The following is a 19,425-nucleotide window of genomic DNA, read 5'->3' on the forward strand; positions in this document are numbered from 1 at the left end:
TAAGTTCTTTTTTGCGCTTTACCGTCATGAAAAAAATCTTTCCTGAAAGTAGTGCTAAGTAATATGGGGATGCAGAGCCAATTGGCAAAAAGCGACAGCTGTGCCCTAGTATTCCACGGCGACAGCTTCCTTCCCTACTTTTTCCACCAGCGCCAGCTGCAAGCCATCGCTGGGAGACACTCGCCATGCATCGCCCAGCACTATTTCGCAAGCTACCCCGTCGCCGGTATAGCGCAGCGTCATCGGCAGGCCGCTGTCTGACCGGTGCGACGACAGCATTTCCCTTAGCTGCACCGCATCGATTTTCTGTGACGGCGACGATAGGGACAGCACGATTTGACGGCCGTATTGAATTCGCGCAGTGGCGATATCCATCACCCGTTCAGCGGACACCCGCAAGCCGCCGTTGAAACGGTCTTCAGAGACCTTGCCATGCACCACCAGGAATTCGTCTTCCTTGAAAAACGCCTTGTTGGGCTCGAACTGTTCGTTATAGACGGTAACGTCGACAGTCGCGCTGCCGTCGTCCAGCGTGACGATCATCATTTTTCCACGCTGCGTCATTTGCGCCCGCAGGCCGGAGATGATGCCCGCCAGGATGCGCGGTTCGCGCGACGGTTCCAGGCTGCCCAGCGGCGTGCGCGCGAAGCGGCGCGCTTCGGCGGCATAGGCGTGGAACAGATGGCCGGACAGATAGAAGCCCAGCGCGCTTTTCTCTTCGGTCAGTTTTTGTTTGTCGGTCCATGGCGCGGCCTGCACATATTCGATCGGCGCTTCCAGGTCGCTGTCGTCGCCGCCAAACAGGCTGACCTGGTTAGCCGAGGCCAGCTTCTGGTCCGCAGCTTCCATCGCCCGCGGCACCGACGCCAGCAGGATGCCGCGGTCGACCTTGAAACAATCGAAGGCGCCGGCGCGTATCAGCGATTCGATGGTGCGGCGATTGATCTGGCGCTTGTCCACCCGCAGGCAGAAATCGAACAGGTCGACAAACGGCTTTTCCTGGCGGGCGGCGATGATGGCTTCAATCGCGTTCTGGCCCGAGCCTTTTACCGCACCGAGGCCGTAACGGATGAAGGTGGCTTTCTTGCCCGGCTCGCCTTCCGGCGTAAAACGGTAATCCGAGAGATTGATGTCCGGCGGCAGCAAGGTCAGCTTGCACACCGTCAGCGAATCTTCCACCAGGATCTTGATCTTTTCGGTGTCGTCCATCGCCAGCGACAAGTTGGCGGCCATGAACGCGGCGGGATGATGCGCCTTCAGGTATGCGGTGTGATAGGACAGCAAGGCGTAAGCGGCAGCATGCGACTTGTTGAAGCCGTAGCCCGCGAATTTTTCCATCAGGTCGAAAATCTCGTCGGCCTTGGCTTCGCTCAAGCCGTCCTTGGCGGCGCCGTCGCGGAAAATCTGGCGGTGCTCGGCCATCTCTTCCGCTTTTTTCTTACCCATCGCCCGCCGCAGCAAATCCGCGCCGCCGAGCGAGTAGCCGCCGACCACCTGCGCCATCTGCATCACCTGCTCCTGGTACACCATGATGCCGTAGGTTTCCGACAAGATGCCTTCAGTACGCGGATCGGGATAGTCGAAGCGCTCGCCGTGCTTGCGTTTGCAGAAATCCGGGATCAGGTCCATCGGACCCGGCCGATACAACGCCACCAGCGCGATAATGTCTTCGAAACGGTCGGGCCGCGCATCTTTCAGCATGCCTTGCATGCCGCGGCTTTCCAGCTGGAACACGGCGACCGTTTTGGCCGCGGTCAGCAATTCGTACGACGGCCGGTCGTTGAGCGGCAGCTTCTCCAGGCTGAAATCAGCCATGGCCGGATCGAGCTGCTTGATGTAGCGCACGGCGCGGTCAAGGATCGTCAGCGTGGTCAAACCCAAAAAGTCGAACTTGACCAGGCCGACCGCTTCCACGTCGTCCTTGTCGTACTGCGACACCACGCCGGCGTCGCCGCCTTGCGTATACAGCGGGCAGAAATCGGTCAGCTTGCCGGGCGCGATCAGCACGCCGCCGGCATGCATGCCGATGTTGCGGGCGATGCCTTCGACTTGCTGCGCCAGGTTGAGCAGCTGCTTGACCTCTTCTTCGTTCTCCAGGCGTTCGGCCAGCATCGGCTCTTCCTGGATCGCATCGGCAATCGTGACGTGCTTGCCCGGCTTGAACGGAATCAGCTTGGAAATGCCGTCGCAGAAATTGTAGCCAAAATCGAGCACCCGGCCGACGTCGCGGATCGCACCCTTGGCCGCCATCGTACCGAAGGTCGCAATCTGCGATACCGCATCCTTGCCGTATAAATCCTTGACGTGCTGGATGACGCGGTCGCGGCCTTCCTGGCAAAAATCGATATCGAAGTCGGGCATCGATACCCGCTCAGGATTGAGGAAGCGTTCGAACAGCAGGTTGTATTTGAGCGGATCCAGGTCGGTAATCTGCAACGAATACGCCACCAGCGAACCGGCGCCCGAACCCCGCCCCGGGCCTACCGGCACGCCATTCTGCTTGGCCCAGCGGATAAACTCGGCAACGATCAGGAAGTAGCCGGGGAAACCCATCTTGATGATGGTGTCGGTTTCAAATTTCAACCGGTCCTGGTAACGCTGGCGCTGCTGCTCGCGCCTGCTTTCATCCGGGAACAGGTGCAGCAGCCGCAGCTCCAGTCCCTCTTGCGATTGCTGTATCAGGAACTCGCCGATGGTCATGCCGTCCGGCGTCGGGAAATCCGGCAATTGCGGTTTGCCCAGCTGCAGCGTCAGGTTGCAGCGCTTGGCGATTTCGATGGAGTTTTGCAGCGCCGCCGGCATGTCGGCGAACAGTGCGGCCATCTCGGCCTGGGTCTTGAACGATTGCTGGTCATTGAAGCGGCGTACCCGGCGCGCATTGGCCAGCATTTCGCCTTCGGCGATACAGGTGCGCGCTTCATGCGCGATGAATTCTTCCTTGTCCAGGAACTGGATCGGATGGGTGGCCACCACCGGCACATTGAATTTGGCCGCCAGCGCCACCGCCTGGCGCACATGCGTTTCCATGTTGGGCTGGTCGGCGCGCTGGATCTCGACATAGAAATTGTCCGGGAAAATCTCCGCCCAACGCGCGATGCAGCGCTCCGCCAATCCTGTATTGCCATTGTCGATCGCAATGCCGATATCGCCGAAGTGGGCGCCGGACAAGGCAATCAGGCCGTTGCCGCCGCCCTGCGCCGCCAGTTCGGCCAGCCATTCGGCGCGGATTTCGGCGCGGCCGCGGTGCAGGTTTTCCAGCCAGGCCCGGGACAGCAGTTCGCACAGCTGCAGATAACCGCCGCGGTTCTTGACCAGCAGCAGCAAACGCGACGGCTTGTCGCGATCGTCGTCATTGGTGATCCAGACATCGCAGCCGATGATCGGCTTGATGCCTTTGCCGCGCGCCGCCTTGTAGAATTTGACCATGCCGAACAGATTGGCGAGGTCGGAGATGCCAAGCGCGGCCTGCTTGTCGCCGGCGGCTGCTTTCACTACATCGTCGATGCGCACCAGGCCGTCGACAATGGAGTACTCGGAATGGAGGCGGAGATGGATAAATTGCGGTGTCGTCATGGCCGGTATTTTACCCTGAGGCCCTGCCGCCTACCGGCAAAATTGGGCAATCCCGCGGCCGGCGTTTATAATACTGATAAATCAACGACTTACCGAGAATTTCACCATGCAGTCCAGTCATCCTTACGTCAACATCGCCGCCTATAAATTCATCACGTTTACGGACACCGAGCAAAAGCGTCCGGAATTCCTTGCAATGTGCAAACAATTGCAACTAAAAGGAACGATTTTACTTACACCGGAAGGCATCAACCTGTTCCTGGCCGGCCTGCGCGAGCAAATCGACCAGTTCCTGGCCTGGCTGCGCGCGGACGAACGGTTTGCCGACCTGGAAGTAAAGGAAAGTTATTCCGAGAAACAGCCTTTCACCCGGATGCTGGTCAAGCTGAAGGCCGAAATCATCACGATGAAACACCCCCTGATCAAGCCGGAACTGGGCCGTGCCCCGGCGGTGCAAGCGCAGATGCTGAAACGCTGGCTGGACCAGGGCTACGATGACAACGGCCGGCCGGTGGTCATGCTCGATACCCGCAATGCATTTGAAGTCGATGTCGGCACCTTTGAAAACACCATTGACTACCGGATCGAGAAATTCAGCGAATTTCCGGCGGTGGCCGCTGCCCACAAGGATGAGCTGGCCGACAAGACCGTCGTCACTTTCTGTACCGGCGGCATCCGCTGCGAGAAGGCGGCGATCCACATGCAGAATATCGGCTACGACAGCGTCTACCAGCTGGAAGGCGGGATTCTCAAGTATTTCGAAGAATGCGGCGGCGCCCACTATGACGGCGACTGTTTCGTGTTCGACTATCGCACCGCACTCAATCCGCAGCTGCAGGAAACCGCCACCGTGCAATGCTACGCTTGCCGCGCAGTGGTGACGCCGCGCCAGCAGCTGTCGCCGCAATACGTGGCCGGCAAGTCCTGCCCGCATTGCCAGCCGGAAGCCGCGGCGGCGCCGACGGAAGCCACCGGCGCGTACTGAACGCAACGGCCTGGACCAGCAAAAAAGCCCGCTTGCAATCGCAAGCGGGCTTTTTACTTTCAGAGGCGAACCTGGGTTCGCCCTCCTGCAAGAAAATTACTTCTTGAATTTCTGCGCAGTCTCTGCAACACGCTTGCCAAACTGCTTGGCGGTTTCCAGATCGCCGGCCGCAGGGCCTTCTTCCGGGGACGAGTCCGACGGGCTTTGCGCCAGGGCGCCGGAGAAACCACCGACGAAGTTCACGTCGTTACGTTGCGCGGCCTTGCTGTTGGCAGGCATCAAGCCGGTGCCGACCCAGACCATGCTGTGCTGCATCGCGAATGTAATCAAGTAGCTCATGGTGGTGCCCTTGTCGCCATTCATGGTCGCGGAATTGGTAAAACCGGCAGCTACCTTGTCCTTCCATTTCTGTCCGAACCATTGCTTCGACGATGTATCGGCAAATTTCTTGAACTGCCAGGAAACCGTGCCCATGTAGGTCGGCGTGCCAAAGATGATGGCGTCGGCCGCTTCCAGCGAAGCCCAGGCGGCGTCGCTGAGATTGCCTTCGGCATCGATGGCGATCAGCTCAGGCACCGCGCCGTCCGCCCGCAGCACGCCAGCGTGCACGGCTTCCGCCTGTTTTTTGGTATGGCCGTAGCCGGAATGATAAACAATAGCAACTTTAGTCATGGCAATGCCCTTTTGGTGTGGGAATCCGGTTGAAAAATGAACAAGCAACGCAATAAATCAGACAGCATCGGCAGCAATAGTCAGGCCAGCTACTTTGCCACGGACACGATAGCGGGCGAACCTAAAACGAAATCCAGAGTCAAGCCAACCATGACCGGCCTGCATTGAGCCGCAATTCGATCCTGGTATATCCGAAAATTTAATTCGCTATAGGAATCCGCTATATGAATCCATTGGATTACTTGGCACTATAGCCGTAAGAAATGACTTAAGACAGACGCTAAATTCCAATATATCATTCAAATTATCTGAATGAAATTTTCACAACATCCCCACTCTCCAGGCAACAATGAACCTGACGCTGGAAGCACTCCAAATCCTCGACACGATCGCCCGCAAAGGCAGCTTTGCCGCCGCGGCAGTGGAACTGGACCGCGTGCCGTCAGCGCTCACCTACAGCGTGCGCAAGCTGGAAGAAGACCTGGACGTGCTGCTGTTCGACCGCCGCGGCCACCGCGCCAAGCTGACCGGCGCCGGCCTGGAGCTGCTGACCGAGGGCCGGCACCTGCTGCTGGCGGCGCAGGAACTGGAACGGCGCGTCAAGCGCGCGGCGACCGGCTGGGAAGTGGAACTGCGCATCGTTCTCGACAGCATCATCCCGTTTGACAGCCTGCTGCCGCTGATCGAAGCTTTCGACCGTGAAAACGCCGGCACCCGCCTGCGCATTTCGCATGAGACATTGTCGGGCGTATGGGAAGCATTGCTGTCGGACCGCGCCGACCTGGTTATCGGCGCTCCCCATGGCGGCCCCGACAGCATCCGCATGAGCGGCGGCTTCCAGACCCGCCAGCTGGGGACGATTGAATGGGTTTTCGCGGTTGCCCCCGGCCACCCGCTGGCCAATGCGCCGGAACCGCTCACTGCCGGCCTGATACAGCAATATCGGGCGGTAGCGGTGGGCGACACCAGCCGCAGCTTGCCCGGCATCACGTCAGGTTTGCTGAGCGGCCAGGACATCTTGACCGTGCCCTCCATCGCCGCGAAGCTGCAGGCCCAGCTCCGCGGCCTCGGCTGCGGCCATTTGCCGCGCTGGATGGCGGCCCCTTATTTTGCCTCCGGCGCATTGATTGAAAAGCAGACCATCGAAGCCAAACCCACCGACAAGACACAAATCGCCTGGCGCACGCCAGTCGTGGGAAAATCTCTTAAATGGTTCATCACGCAACTCAGCGAACCTGCGATCCAGCACACCCTGCTTGGCTCGCCGGCGCCGCATCATCACGAATCGATCAGCCATGTCTAATCAAGCAAGCTATATCGGCCGCTTCGCCCCCTCGCCCACCGGACCTTTGCACGCCGGATCCCTGGTGGCGGCGATGGCCAGTTACCTGGATGCCAAGGCCAACCACGGACGCTGGCTGCTGCGCATGGAAGACGTGGATGAAGCGCGCACCGCAGCAGGCGCGGCAGAATCGATCCTGGCGGACCTGGACGTGCTGGGCATGCACTGGGACGGCGAAGTGGTGTTCCAAAGCCGGCGCACCGCGCTATACGAAGCGGCTTTCGACCGTCTCGGGCGGCTGGCCTATCCGTGCGGCTGCACCCGCCGCGAAATTGTCGACTCCCGCATCTGCGTTGCCGCCGACGGCGCGGCGGTCTATCCCGGCACTTGCCGCACCGGCCTGCCGGTCGGCAAGCCGGCCCGCGCTTACCGCCTGCGCGTGCCGGATCCGGGGCATATCGATGAACTGATTATTTTTGACGATCGCTGGCTGGGCCGGGTGCAGCAGCACCTGGCGATAGAAGTCGGGGATTTTGTGCTGAAACGGGCGGATGGCTTCTGGGCTTACCAGCTGGCGGTGGTGGTCGACGATGCCGACCAAGGCGTTACCCATGTGGTGCGCGGCGCGGACCTGCTGGATTCAACCGCGCGCCAGATCTACCTGCAGCGCCAATTGAAACTGGCGACGCCGTACTACTTGCATGTCCCGGTCATCACCAATGCCGACGGTGAAAAGCTATCCAAGCAGAACGGCGCGCAAGCCATCGACATCAAGCAGCCGCTGCATGCGCTGAGCAAGGCGGCCTGGTTCCTGGGTTTGGATATCGGACAAGTCGATAGCGTAGCGGCGTTCTGGCCGCTGGCGACCGCCGCCTGGGCCAATCTGGAAACGAGCCGCCGCGCTTGATCAGTTCTTTGGCAGGCCGCCCAGCAAAGCGGCCAGCTTCACCTTCGACGGCTTGATCGAGCCGCCTGCCGGCGCTACGCTGGCTGAATCCACCTCGGCTGCGAGCGTCGGTTCGTATGGCTTGAGGAACCACGGGTCGATTTTTTCCTTGCGCGAGGTCGGCGTCGACGTGTAGGCGCTGCGTGTGTGCTGCGTGCTGCGGTCAGAAGACGGAACGCCGCGGCTGTCGCCACGGCCGTTGCGCGCATCGGCGCCGCGTCCGGAAGAGCGCTCGCGTTCGGCGCTGGCCGGCTTGGCGACAAACCCGGTCAGCTCGGCGCGCACAAACTTGTACTTGATCATCTTTTCGATGTCGACCAGCAAGCGTTCATCCTTGTCGGCGTACAGGGAAATTGCATCGCCGGAAGCGCCGGCGCGGCCGGTGCGGCCGATGCGGTGCACGTAATCTTCGGCGTTGTACGGCAAATCAAAATTGATCACGCATGGCAGTTCGGCAATATCCAGGCCGCGGGCGGCGACATCGGTCGCCACCAGCACTTCGATCTCGCCGCGCTTGAATGCTTCCAGCGCCGCCATGCGTTCGTTCTGGGTCTTGTCGCCGTGGATCGCCGACGCATTGACGCCTTCGTTTTCCAGGTGGCGCGCCAGTTTCGAGGCGCCGATCTTGGTGTTGGAGAAAACGATGACCTGTTTCAGCTTGCGTTCGCGGATGATGTGCGATACCGCCTCAGCCTTGGTTTGTTCATTGACGTGATACATGGTTTGCGTCACGTTGTCGGCGGTGGCGTTGCTGCGCGCCACTTCGATCGTTACCGGATTCTTCAGGAAAGTCGCCGCCAGCTTCTTGATCTCGCCTGAGAATGTGGCTGAAAACATCAGGTTCTGGCGCTCTTTCGGCAACAGGTTGATGATGCGCTGCAAATCAGGCAGGAAACCCATGTCCAGCATGCGGTCGGCTTCGTCCATCACCAGGATCTGCGTCTGCGACAGGTTCAGCGTTTTTTGCTGCACATGGTCCAGCAAGCGGCCGGGAGTCGCGATCACGATCTCGATGCCGGAACGCAAGGCAGCGGTCTGCGGGGCGATATCGACGCCGCCGAACACCACGGTGGAACGCAGCGGCGTATGCCGGCAGTAAGCCTTGACGTTTTCCGCAACCTGGTCGGCCAGCTCGCGCGTCGGCGTCAGGATCAGGGCGCGTACCGGATGCCGCGCCGGCGAAGCGCTGGTGTTGGCATGCGCCAGCAGCAGCTGGATGATCGGCAAGGAAAAACCGGCAGTCTTGCCGGTTCCTGTCTGTGCCGCTCCCATGACATCGCGCCCTTGCAGCACTACCGGAATCGCTTCCGCCTGGATCGGGGTTGGATGGACATAACCCTGGTCGCTCAGTGCGCGCAGGATATCCGGGGACAACCCGAAATCTGCAAAACGGACGGTGGGCGTGGTTGGCACTGCTGGATCAGCTTGAATCTCGGACTGGATGTCGGACATGGTAGTTGGCGGCCTTTGGTGCAAGATGCACTCAAACAAAGGCACTATTTGCTCTCAATTGAATCGTGAATTTCGTGTCGGCCCATTGCTGGCGATCAGTGCTTGCCGAGGCAAGCCGCAGCGCCAGCATGCGAACCAAATGATTGTGGAAGTGCCATAACAGGCACCGCAAGCCGGATTACCACTTTGACATCATTGCCGACATGTTTTGTACCACAGTCGCGCATTATACGCCTAGCCGGGAATTTGCTCAGATACCTAGTTCATTCAGCGGCCAGCGCGGCCGTACATTGAACCCATAGGCACGCTGCGCCGCCTGCGGATTGATCTGCAAGCGCATGGCGCCGGCAAAGGCGATCATGGCGCCATTGTCGGTGCAAAACTCCAGTTCCGGGTAATACACCCGGAAGCGTCGCTTCGCTGCCGCGGCATCCAGGGCGCTGCGCAATTGCTGGTTGGCGCCTACTCCGCCCGCGATCACCAGGCGCTTGAGGCCTGTCTGTTTCAGCGCGGCCAGGCATTTGGCCAGCAGCACGTCGACCAGCGCATCGACAAAAGCGCGCGCGATGTTGGCCTTGTCCTGGTCGCAAATATTGGCCGTATGGTTTTTGACCAGCGTCAGCACCGCCGTTTTCAGGCCGGAGAAGCTGAAATCCAGGTTTTTCGAATGCAGCATGGGGCGCGGCAACTGATATACCGAAGGATCGCCGAATTCTGCCAGGCGCGAAATCGCCGGTCCGCCGGGATAACCGAGCCCAAGCAGCTTGGCCGATTTGTCGAACGCCTCGCCGGCGGCGTCGTCCAGCGTCTCGCCCAGCAAGCTGTATCGGCCGACGCCGTCGACCCGCATCAGCTGGGTGTGGCCGCCCGACACCAGCAAGGCGACAAACGGAAATTCGGGAGGATCGCTGGCCAGCAGCGGCGACAGCAAATGCCCCTCCAGGTGATGCACGCCCAGCATCGGCTTGTCCAGCGCCAGGCCGAGGCCGCAGGCGATCGATGCGCCTACCAGCAGCGCTCCCGCCAGTCCCGGTCCCTGGGTGTAGGCGATGGCATCGATGTCCTGCCGCGCGACGCCGCTTTCCGCCAATACTTGTTGCAATAAAGGAATGGCGCGCCGGATATGGTCGCGCGAAGCCAGCTCCGGCACCACGCCGCCGTATTGTTCATGCATCGCCACTTGTGAATAAAGGGCGTGCGCGAGCAAGCCGCGCTCGGTATCGTAGAGCGCAAGGCCGGTTTCGTCACAGGAAGATTCAACGCCGAGAACAATCATGGGTGGGGCAATAGGTAAGGAATGCGGCATTGTAAAGGAAAGCGCGGGCGGCACCCGCCACAGGTTTCGATTAATCCTTGCCGAGCTGCCGCATCGCCTGCCGCATGAACGCCAGCTGTTGCGAAAACCTGGTGCAAGCCGTGCAGGTCCACAGGTGCACGCGTACCCGCGCCCGGGTCAGCGGCGACAGATTGCTGTCCTGCGCCTGGGACAGGAGCAGCTGGGTATCTCGGCAATGTGGGATCAGGCGTTTATATGGCATAAAATAAATTTACTGGCTGTGCGAACATTCTGGCATTCATGGTTAGTCGCATCATGAATGCAATACTTACAATAAGACCTGGATTAGCTTTACATTGTGTACGAAAACCGCCAATTCAAGCCTGCGCGCCGAACCAGTTTAACTGCAAGCATTCGCGCAGCCGCGTGCGCGCCCGGTACAGCAGCACCCAGGCATTGGCGGCGGTAATGTCGAGCTCCTTGCAGATTGCGTCGGTATCGAGCTCCAGCCATTCCCGCATCATGAAAATGCGGCCGGTCTTGGCGGGCAATTTGTCTATGCATAATTGCAAGATATCGAAGAATTCCTTGCGCTCCAGCGCCTGGTCCGGATTTCCCCAGCTGGGGGCGGCTTCCACCGCATGCCCTGACGCGGTGAACAGGGCGTCGATCATGTCGGCATCGCTGCGGTCGGCGTCCTCATCCGTATTCAGCTGCACCTCGCGCTTGCCGCGCCGCAGCTGGTCCAGCAATTTGTGCTTGAGGATGCCGATGACATAAGTCTTGAACGACGACTGCTCCTGGAAACGGTCGGGATGCTCAAGCACGGCAAGCACGGTTTCCGAGACGGCATCCTCGGCCAGGGCGTCATTGCGCAGCTGCAGCGCGGCAAACCGCACCAGTTGCGGCCGCAGTATTTCAAGCTGGCGAGGATCGAATGCCATATAAGCCCAGATAAGAAAAACCAAGAACAGGCGCCAGGCAGTCCGCTGGACAAGCTGGCCGAATGGCGACGATTTTACCCGATGGCCATGGACCAAGGCCTGTTAAAGTAAAATCGCTGCGGACAGGCACCGCGCCATTCCCCGTTTGCAAACCCAGATCGTTATCCACACATGAATAATATCCAGCCCGCCGAACCGTTCCCCGCCGCCCGCTTCATCAAGGAGATCGGGCGCGGCAAGGACGGCGCGCGCAGCCTGTCGCGCAACGACGCGCACGATTTGTATGCCGCCATGCTGGATGGCCGCGTCTCCGACCTGGAAATGGGAGGAATCCTGCTGGCGATGCGCATCAAGGGTGAATCGGTAGAAGAAATCGCCGGTTTCCTGCAGGCGGCGGAAGCATCGTTTACGCAAATAGCGCTGCCCGGCCAGGCCGGCAGTGCTGCCTGGCAATATGCGCCGATTGTCATCCCCAGCTATAACGGCGCGCGCCACATGGCCAACCTGACGCCCCTGCTGGCCCTGCTGCTGGCGCGCGAGGGCGTGCCGGTGTTGCTGCATGGCGTATTGACGGATCCGGGCCGCGTCACCAGCGCGGAAATTTTCCAGGCGCTGGGCCAGCCGGCCTGCACCAGCATCGAGCAGGTGCAACAATGCTTCGTACAGCGCTTGCCGGCTTTCATGCCGATCGATGCACTGGCGCCGAAAATGGCAAGGCTGCTCGCCATGCGGCGCATTCTCGGGGTGCGCAATTCCACCCACACCCTGGTCAAGATCATGCAGCCGTTCGTGACGCCGGCCTTGCGCCTGAGCTCATACACTCACCCGGAATACCTGGCCATGCTGACGGCATATTTCACGACGACCGCTGCGGCCGAACGCGGAGACGTGTTTCTAATGCGCGGCACGGAAGGCGAAACGGTAGCCAATGCCAGGAAGGCGCAAAAAATCGACTGGCTGCATGGCGGCCAGCAAACCACGCTGGTGGAAAAACAAAGCATTGCCGACGACATGCCGGTTTTGCCTGCGCAGCGCGACGCAGCCAGCACCGCCAGCTGGATACGGCTGGCGTTGGAGCAAAAAGAATTGGTCCCGAAACCGATTGCCGAACAAGTCGAACAATGCCTGACCGTCTGCAAGGCCCTGCACGCGCAAGACAATCCTGCGGATATCGGCCGGCAATAGCAATTTCCCAATGGAACTAATTTTTGCGGCAGTGAACAAACCAGACTGATTCAAGATAAAAGCCGGATGCATGTACTATGTGGCAGTCGTCAAAACATTGCCATAGGGAATTGCAGCCAAATTGCGGTCTATTCTTAGCTTAGGCAATACCTTAAACAAATCAGATAGCGCAACGCAAATATAATCAACGCAAGGAGAGCGCGCTTAAAACCACGCAAGTCAGTATTTCAGCTATACCCATTCATCTGCCTGTACGGCATCTTGTCCAGCGTAGCGTCTTTTGCTGCAAGACTAATTTTCTGGAGGATCCATGGATTGGACTCTTCCGCCCTTTGCGCTAGCACAGCCCATCCAATGGAATGCGCTGTTACTGTTCGGCAGCTTGCTGCTGTTCGGGCTAGTGGGCGGCCATATAGTAACGAAAAACCCTTGGTTTCCACGCATTACCGGCTATCTGATAGTCGGCTTCCTGCTTGGCGTGGGCGGGCTCGACCTGCTTTCCGGCGACGTGCTCAAGCTGGCGAACATCTTTGCCGACATGGCGATGGCGCTGGTCGTATATCAGCTGGGCCGCTATGTCGACATCGGCTGGCTGCGCCGCGAAAAATGGCTGCTGGCGACCGTTGTCCTTAGCGCCGTATTGTGTTTCACCTTCGTCAGCGGCGCATTGATCTGGTTCGGCACCGCCCGCGTGCCGGCACTGCTGGGCGGCGTGCTGGCCATCGCCACCGCGCCGGCGGTAGTCATGGTAGTGGTGCGCGAACTCCAGGCTGAAGGCCAGGTGACGCGCCGCCTTGCTGCCATGACGGCGCTGAATAATTTTGTCGCCCTGCTGGCGGCATATGCCTTGCTGCCTGTTGTCGCCCATGAAAGCGCCGCGCCCTTCGGCACGCTGCTGGCGCACACCTTGTATTCGCTGTGCGGCTCGCTGGTGCTGGCGTACCTGACCTACCGCCTGATGATCCCGCTGGCGCGCCTGCTCGGCCGCCAGCCGAGCCGCCAGTTCGTGCTGGTGATCGCCGTCATCACCCTGGCGATCGGCGCCGCGCACGCACTGCAGCTGCCGATATTGCTCACCATGCTGATTTTCGCGATCATGTCGAAGAACCTCGATCACCAGTATGACCTGATGGAACTGGAGTTCGGCGTCGCCAACGAATTGTTCATCGTGATGCTGTTTGTCACAATGGGCGCTTCGATCCGCCTGTCCGACCTGTCGATGGTGGGCGCCTCGGTCGCGGTGCTCATCGCGGCCCGCTTCCTGGCCATGGCCTGCGGCGTCTTTTCGTTTGCGCACTTTGCCAAGATGAAATGGAAACAGGCGGCGCTGATCACCCTCGGCACCTTGCCCATGACGGAGGCCGGACTGGGGTTGATGCAAACCACCGCCTACCTCTATCCCAATACCACAGCCGAAGTCTTGCCGTTGCTGGCCGGCTGCCTGATCGTCCTGGAATTGCTGGGGCCGATAGCGACCCAGTTCGCCCTGATCAGGTCGGGCGAAAGCGGACGCGAATAAGGATATGAATTAAAGGTGAACCCATGACCGAAAACACCCAAGGCGGCATTGCACAGAGCGGCGCAGCAACAGCGGAGATTTTGCCGTTTACCAGTTCGGCCCCGTTTACGATGGGAATCGAGCTGGAACTGCAGCTGGTGAACCGCCGCAACTACAACCTGGCCAGCGATGCGGTCGACCTGCTGACCTGGATCGAACCGCGCGACCTGCAAAAACAGATCAAGCTGGAAATGACGCAAGGCATGATCGAGCTCAATTCCGACGTGCACACCCGGGTCGACCACCTGGTCGAAGAGCTGAAAGGCCTGCGCGCGGCGCTGAACCGCGGCGCGCAATACCTGAACATCGACGTCTCCGGCGGCGGCGCCCATCCGTTCCAGCACTGGAACGAACAACGGATTACGCCGAGCGAACGCTTCTATCACCTGCATGAAAAATACGGCTACCTGGCCAAGACATTCACCGTCTTCGGCCAGCATATCCATGTCGGCGTGCCGAACGGCGACGACGCCCTGTACCTGACCCACGCGTTCTCGCGTTTCGTGCCGCATTTCATTGCGCTGTCGGCCGCCTCGCCGTTTTACCAAGGCGCCGACACCAAGTTCGAATCCTCGCGCAGCAACGTGGTGCGCGCGTTTCCGCTGTCGGGAACCGCTCCTACGCTGACCCGCTGGAGCGATTTCGAATCGTATTACGATGAATTGCTGCGCATGGGAATCGTCGCCAGCATGAAGGATTTTTACTGGGACATCCGCCCCAAGCCGGAATACGGCACCGTTGAAATCCGTGTCTGCGACACCCCGCTGACGATCGAACACGCGGCGCACCTGGGGTGCTATGCGCAACTGCTGGCGCGCTGGATCCTGACTGAAAGACCGTTTGTCATCACCAACGATTTTTACCTGCTGTACCAGTACAACCGCTTCGAAGCCAGCCGTTACGGCCTGAACGGCTCCATGGCGTTGCACGGCAACACCCCGGCCACCTCGTCAAAACTGCCGATCTACCAGCACCTGCTGGACCACCTGCAGGATTTACAGCGGTATACTCAGAACGAAGCCGAGCAGCTGACCATCAAGCGCTTGCGTCACATGGCGGAAGATCGCCTCAGCGACGCCGCCTGGCTGCGGCAGACTTTTACCGAACGCGGTTCGCTCAATGACATGATGCGGCTGTCTTCGGAACTGTGGATGGGGCAAGCGCCGCCGCCGTACTTCCAATAGCTTTCAATATCCATTTAATCAAGATCGATGCAAAAACAATTTGATGTCGCCGTCATCGGCGCAGGCGCTGCGGGCATGATGTGCGCCGCGGTAGCCGGACAACGTGGGAAAAAGGTTGTTCTGATCGATCACGCCACCAGGCTCGCGGAAAAAATCCGCATTTCGGGCGGCGGCCGCTGCAACTTCACCAACATCAATGCCGGGCCGCAGAATTTCCTGTCGCAGAATCCGCATTTCTGCAAAAGCGCCCTGTCGCGCTACACCCCGCAGGATTTCCTCAGCCTGATGAAGCGCTACCGGATCGCGTATCACGAAAAGCACAAGGGCCAGCTGTTTTGCGACGACTCGTCGGAACAGGTCATCGCCATGCTGAAAGCCGAGTGCGACCTGGGCAACGTCAGCTGGCGCATGCCTTGCAGCGTCGCCGGTATCGGCAAGGACGGCGACCTGTTCCGGATCGACAGCAGCGCCGGCGAAATACTTGCCAGCAGCGTTGTCATTGCTACCGGCGGCCTGTCTATCCCGAAAATCGGCGCCACCGACTTTGCCTATCGCATCGCCCGTCAATTCGGCTTGCGGGTGGTCGAACCGCAGCCGGGCCTGGTGCCGCTGACCTTCGACGCCGCCGCCTGGCAGCCGTTCCTGCCGCTGGCCGGGATTGCCTTGCCGGTCGAGGTGGAAACCGGCGACAAGAAGAGCCGCGGCGAATTCAAGGAAGACCTGCTGTTCACGCATCGCGGGCTGTCCGGGCCGGCGATCCTGCAGATTTCCAGCTTCTGGAAGAGCGGTGCGCCGCTGCAGCTGAACCTCCTGCCGGAAATCGATGTCACGCAGGCCCTGCTTGAGGGCAAAACGTCGATCAAGAAAAACCTCGGCAACATATTCGCGCAATGGCTGCCGGCACGGCTGGCGCACGGCATCATCGAAGCCGGCAAGCTTGATCCGGGAGCGCGCCTGGCTGACACGCCCGACCGCTTGCTGAGGGAGCTGGGCAACGCCGTCAACCGCTGGGCGATCCGGCCCAGCGGCTCCGAAGGCTATCGCAAGGCCGAAGTTACCTTGGGCGGCATCGATACCAGGGAACTGTCGCAGCAGAGCATGATGTCCAGCCAGGTAGCCGGCTTGTATTTCGTCGGCGAAGCGGTCGACGTCACGGGCTGGCTCGGCGGCTACAACTTCCAGTGGGCCTGGGCGTCGGCAACCGCGGCGGGACTTGCCATTTAGCAATAACACCAGGCGGCTATCTGGCCGACGGCAGCGCCGCGCCGGCTGCATTACGGAATCAAACGGGGATGTTGCAAATAAACGGCAATGTATTTAACCGGTCGGGGATAACACTTCCATTTATCCATTTTCCCGGCTATAATCTCGTTCCTCCCTATACAAACTTGGTTTGAATTTACATGACCACAATTCGTCTTAAAGAAAATGAGCCCTTCGAAGTTGCGATGCGTCGCTTCAAGCGCACTATTGAAAAAACAGGTCTGCTGACTGAGTTGCGTGCACGTGAATTTTACGAAAAGCCAACTGCTGAGCGCAAGCGCAAGCTGGCAGCTGCTGTGAAACGTCATTACAAGCGCATTCGCAGCCAGCAATTGCCGAAAAAACTGTACTAATATTTGCACTAATTCTTCATCGCACTTAGTGCGGCTGATTGAATTGCGTTACAAACCCGCTCCGGTGTTGCTCCGCAGCGGGTTTTGCCGTTTTTCGCACAGGTAGCGTCGCATGGCCGGCACCACCATCCTGCATTTTTGTTTTTCTGATTTTCGATGAAAAACACCACCGAATGGAGAACCGCATGGGCTTGAAAGAACAGATCACCGAAGACATGAAGGCCGCGATGCGCGCCAAAGAGACTGCGAAACTCGGCGCCATCCGCCTGATCACCGCGGCAATCAAGCAAAAAGAAGTCGACGAACGCATCGAGCTGGGCGACACCCACGTGCTGGCCATCATCGAAAAAATGATCAAGCAGCGCAAAGACTCCATCAGCCAGTTTGAAGCCGGCGGCCGCCAGGACCTGGCCGACATCGAGAAAGCGGAACTGCTTATCCTTTCGGCCTACATGCCGGCCGGCCTGACAGAAGCGGAAATCCAGGCTGAAGTAGCGGCAGCCGTCGCAGCCAGCGGCGCCAGCGGCCCCCAGGACATGGGCAAGGTCATGGCGATACTGAAACCCAAGCTTGCCGGCCGCGCCGACATGACGGCGGTTTCGGCGCTGGTGAAAGTCGCGCTGAGCAAAGCCTGATTGTCCGATAGCCCGATAAAAGCGCCGCCTGCCGTCGAATCCGCGTGATTCCTCAATCCTTTATCCAGGACCTCCTCAACCGCGTCGACATCGTCGACGTGGTGGGCAAGTACGTCCAGCTGAAAAAAGGCGGCGCAAACCTGATGGGCCTGTGCCCTTTCCACAACGAGAAATCGCCCAGCTTCACGGTCAGCCCGACCAAGCAGTTTTACCATTGCTTCGGTTGCGGCGCGCATGGCACGGCGATCGGGTTCCTGATCGAATACTCGGGCCTCGGTTTTGTCGAGGCGGTGAAAGACCTGGCGCAAGGCGTCGGCATGACAGTGCCGGACAACGACGACAAGATCCCGCCGGCGCAACGCGCCGAATACCAGGCCAAGAGCATGGCCCTGTCGGATGCGATGAGCGCCGCCTGCGATTTCTACCGGCAGCACCTGCGCAGCGCGCCAAATGCCGTCGACTACCTGAAACGCCGCGGCTTGACCGGCGAAGTGGCGGCAAAGTTCGGATTAGGTTATTCGCCCGACAACTGGGACAGCCTGCGCCAGGTGTTTCCCGACTATGAAGCCACCGCCCTGGTCGAATCCGGCCTGGTGATCGACCGCACGGATGAAGAGGGCAATAACCGCAAGCGCTACGACCGCTTCCGTGACCGCATCATGTTTCCCATACGTAACACCAAGGGCCAGGTTATCGGTTTCGGCGGCCGCGTACTGGACAGCGGCGAGCCGAAGTACTTGAATTCGCCGGAAACACCCCTATTTCAGAAGGGTAGCGAGCTGTATGGCCTGTTCGAGGCGCGCCAGGCAATCCGCGATGCGGGTTACGTGCTGGTGACCGAAGGTTATATGGACGTGGTGGCATTGGCGCAACTCGGATTCCCGCAAGCGGTAGCCACGCTCGGAACCGCCTGTACGCCGACCCACGTGCATAAATTGCTGCGCCAGACCGACCATGTCGTCTTCAGTTTCGACGGCGACCGCGCCGGCCGCAAAGCCGCACGGCGCGCGCTGGACGCCTGCCTGCCGCATGCGACCGACAACAAGGTCATCAAATTCCTGTTCCTGCCGCAGGAACATGACCCAGACAGCTTTGTGCGGGAAATGGGAGCGGAAGCATTTGAGCGCCAGATCCACGACGCCATGCCGTTATCGCAATTTTTACTGAACGAAGTCACGGCCGAAGCCGATTTGAGCACATCCGAAGGACGCGCGCGGGCGCAATACGATGCCAAACCGCTATTGCAGCTGATGCCGCCGTCGTCGTTGCGGCTGCAAATCGTGCGCGGCCTGGCGCAGCTGACGCAATCGACGCCGAACGAAATCGAATCCTTGTTTGAACTGGCCAAACCGATAGCCAGCGCGCGCCGCGCACCGCCGCGCGGCAACCGGCCGGCGCCGGTCGGGCTGGAACGGCAAATCATCCGTTTGCTGGTCGCCCATCCGGCGTTCGCGTCGGAACTGGACGATGCCGCGCTGGACGCCGTGGCGCATTTCGCGCCAGACCGGGCAGAAATGCTGGCGCGCCTGATCACCGCCAGCCATGCGATGGGTGAACAAGCCAATTTTGCGACATTGGCCGAGCATCTGCGGGAAGGCGGCGAGGATTTTGAATCGCTGATTGCCGAAATTGCAGCAGAATCGGAATCCGAAACGGAAGCGGCGCGATTAGAACTGGCGGGTGCAATTCGCCAGACTAAAATGAAGATATTGAAAGAAGAACTGGACCAGCTGGCGGCAACCGGGCTTGGCAATGACGATGCGCGCAACCGCTACCGGGAATTGATGCAAAAACAGGAACAGTTGCGGCGCGAAGCCGAGGCCGAAATGAATTTACGCTAGAAAATTGCTTGAAATATGGTCAAGCCGACCTAAAACACGTAAATCGGACTGCGCAGGAAGGCCGTCCGCATTGGAGGAAAGGCCCTCCATATGCTATAATTAAAGGCTTTAGATTCAACACCTTAGGCTTAGCCGAATTGGGCGTTGAATTGATAGTAGCACCAGATTGATTTAGACGGGCAGGAACGTAGTGAAGAAAGCAGCAAAGGCAACAGCAGCAGCAGCAAGAGAACAGGCGCTCAATTGATTCTGTCAGCGGTTTAGGCTTATCAAAAT

17 protein-coding genes are annotated in these 19,425 nt (G+C 59.6%); 11 read left to right on the top strand and 6 right to left on the bottom strand.

Translation table 11 applies throughout. The features are described 5' to 3' along the window. Positions 1-105: 105 nt before the first annotated feature. Positions 106-3,573 carry a DNA polymerase III subunit alpha gene (gene dnaE, locus BM062_RS13585; protein ID WP_092397673.1) on the bottom strand — a complete coding sequence of 1,156 codons (3,468 nt, stop codon included), beginning with the start codon at positions 3,571-3,573 and terminating at the stop codon, positions 106-108. Positions 3,574-3,679: 106 nt separating this feature from the next. On the opposite strand from dnaE, the gene BM062_RS13590 reads away from it, so the two are divergent. Next, positions 3,680-4,558 carry a sulfurtransferase gene (locus tag BM062_RS13590; protein ID WP_092397674.1) on the top strand — a complete coding sequence of 293 codons (879 nt, stop codon included), beginning with the start codon at positions 3,680-3,682 and terminating at the stop codon, positions 4,556-4,558. Between the two features lie 96 nt (positions 4,559-4,654). On the opposite strand, the gene BM062_RS13595 is transcribed toward BM062_RS13590, so the two are convergent. Continuing rightward, the gene (locus tag BM062_RS13595) at positions 4,655-5,230 is read right to left on the bottom strand and encodes a flavodoxin family protein (RefSeq protein ID WP_092397676.1); all 576 of its coding nucleotides are present in this window, start codon (positions 5,228-5,230) and stop codon (positions 4,655-4,657) included. Positions 5,231-5,266: 36 nt separating this feature from the next. Here BM062_RS13595 and BM062_RS26130 point away from each other — a divergent pair, with 36 nt between their 5' ends. The 3 genes from BM062_RS26130 (at position 5,267) to gluQRS (ending at position 7,419) form a co-directional block, all read left to right on the top strand. Further along, positions 5,267-5,398, top strand: a complete 132-nt coding sequence (locus BM062_RS26130; protein ID WP_256381574.1) for a hypothetical protein — start codon at positions 5,267-5,269, stop codon at positions 5,396-5,398. Positions 5,399-5,579: 181 nt separating this feature from the next. Further along, positions 5,580-6,533 carry a LysR family transcriptional regulator gene (locus tag BM062_RS13600; protein WP_092397678.1) on the top strand — a complete coding sequence of 318 codons (954 nt, stop codon included), beginning with the start codon at positions 5,580-5,582 and terminating at the stop codon, positions 6,531-6,533. Next, positions 6,526-7,419 (top strand): tRNA glutamyl-Q(34) synthetase GluQRS, encoded by an 894-nt coding sequence (gene gluQRS / locus BM062_RS13605; protein ID WP_092397680.1) that lies wholly within the window; start codon positions 6,526-6,528, stop codon positions 7,417-7,419. Before BM062_RS13600 ends, gluQRS begins: the two co-directional genes overlap by 8 nt. Here gluQRS and BM062_RS13610 read toward each other — a convergent pair whose 3' ends face one another. From BM062_RS13610 to BM062_RS13625, 4 genes are all read right to left on the bottom strand, one after another. Continuing rightward, the gene (locus tag BM062_RS13610; RefSeq protein WP_092397682.1) at positions 7,420-8,910 is read right to left on the bottom strand and encodes a DEAD/DEAH box helicase; all 1,491 of its coding nucleotides are present in this window, start codon (positions 8,908-8,910) and stop codon (positions 7,420-7,422) included. A 250-nt stretch (positions 8,911-9,160) separates the two neighbouring features. Then, on the bottom strand, positions 9,161-10,186 hold the full coding sequence (gene tsaD / locus BM062_RS13615; protein ID WP_092397684.1) for a tRNA (adenosine(37)-N6)-threonylcarbamoyltransferase complex transferase subunit TsaD: 1,026 nt from the start codon (positions 10,184-10,186) through the stop codon (positions 9,161-9,163). Positions 10,187-10,256: 70 nt separating this feature from the next. Beyond that, the gene (locus BM062_RS13620; RefSeq protein WP_092397686.1) at positions 10,257-10,448 is read right to left on the bottom strand and encodes a zf-HC2 domain-containing protein; all 192 of its coding nucleotides are present in this window, start codon (positions 10,446-10,448) and stop codon (positions 10,257-10,259) included. Positions 10,449-10,563: 115 nt separating this feature from the next. Further along, complete coding sequence (locus BM062_RS13625) at positions 10,564-11,130, bottom strand: sigma-70 family RNA polymerase sigma factor (RefSeq protein WP_092397688.1); 567 nt, start codon at positions 11,128-11,130, stop codon at positions 10,564-10,566. Positions 11,131-11,301: 171 nt separating this feature from the next. Between BM062_RS13625 and ybiB the strand changes: the two genes are divergently transcribed. From ybiB to dnaG, 7 genes are all read left to right on the top strand, one after another. Further along, entirely contained in the window at positions 11,302-12,315 is a 1,014-nt protein-coding gene (gene ybiB / locus BM062_RS13630; protein ID WP_092397690.1) for a DNA-binding protein YbiB, read from the top strand. 310 nt (positions 12,316-12,625) lie between these two features. Further along, positions 12,626-13,834, top strand: a complete 1,209-nt coding sequence (locus BM062_RS13635; protein ID WP_092397692.1) for a cation:proton antiporter — start codon at positions 12,626-12,628, stop codon at positions 13,832-13,834. A 23-nt stretch (positions 13,835-13,857) separates the two neighbouring features. Next, complete coding sequence (locus BM062_RS13640) at positions 13,858-15,057, top strand: YbdK family carboxylate-amine ligase (protein WP_092397694.1); 1,200 nt, start codon at positions 13,858-13,860, stop codon at positions 15,055-15,057. A gap of 27 nt (positions 15,058-15,084) precedes the next feature. Then, positions 15,085-16,281: a BaiN/RdsA family NAD(P)/FAD-dependent oxidoreductase gene (locus BM062_RS13645; RefSeq protein WP_092397696.1), complete on the top strand. Its 1,197-nt coding sequence runs from the start codon at positions 15,085-15,087 to the stop codon at positions 16,279-16,281. 179 nt (positions 16,282-16,460) lie between these two features. Continuing rightward, entirely contained in the window at positions 16,461-16,673 is a 213-nt protein-coding gene (gene rpsU / locus BM062_RS13650; RefSeq protein WP_005665410.1) for a 30S ribosomal protein S21, read from the top strand. A 185-nt stretch (positions 16,674-16,858) separates the two neighbouring features. Further along, on the top strand, positions 16,859-17,308 hold the full coding sequence (locus tag BM062_RS13655; protein ID WP_092397768.1) for a GatB/YqeY domain-containing protein: 450 nt from the start codon (positions 16,859-16,861) through the stop codon (positions 17,306-17,308). Positions 17,309-17,352: 44 nt separating this feature from the next. Next, positions 17,353-19,149: a DNA primase gene (gene dnaG / locus BM062_RS13660; protein WP_092397698.1), complete on the top strand. Its 1,797-nt coding sequence runs from the start codon at positions 17,353-17,355 to the stop codon at positions 19,147-19,149. Positions 19,150-19,425: the final 276 nt, after the last annotated feature.

The organism is Collimonas sp. OK412, assembly GCF_900112135.1.
Taxonomy (GTDB): Bacteria; Pseudomonadota; Gammaproteobacteria; order Burkholderiales; family Burkholderiaceae_D; genus Collimonas; species Collimonas rhizosphaerae.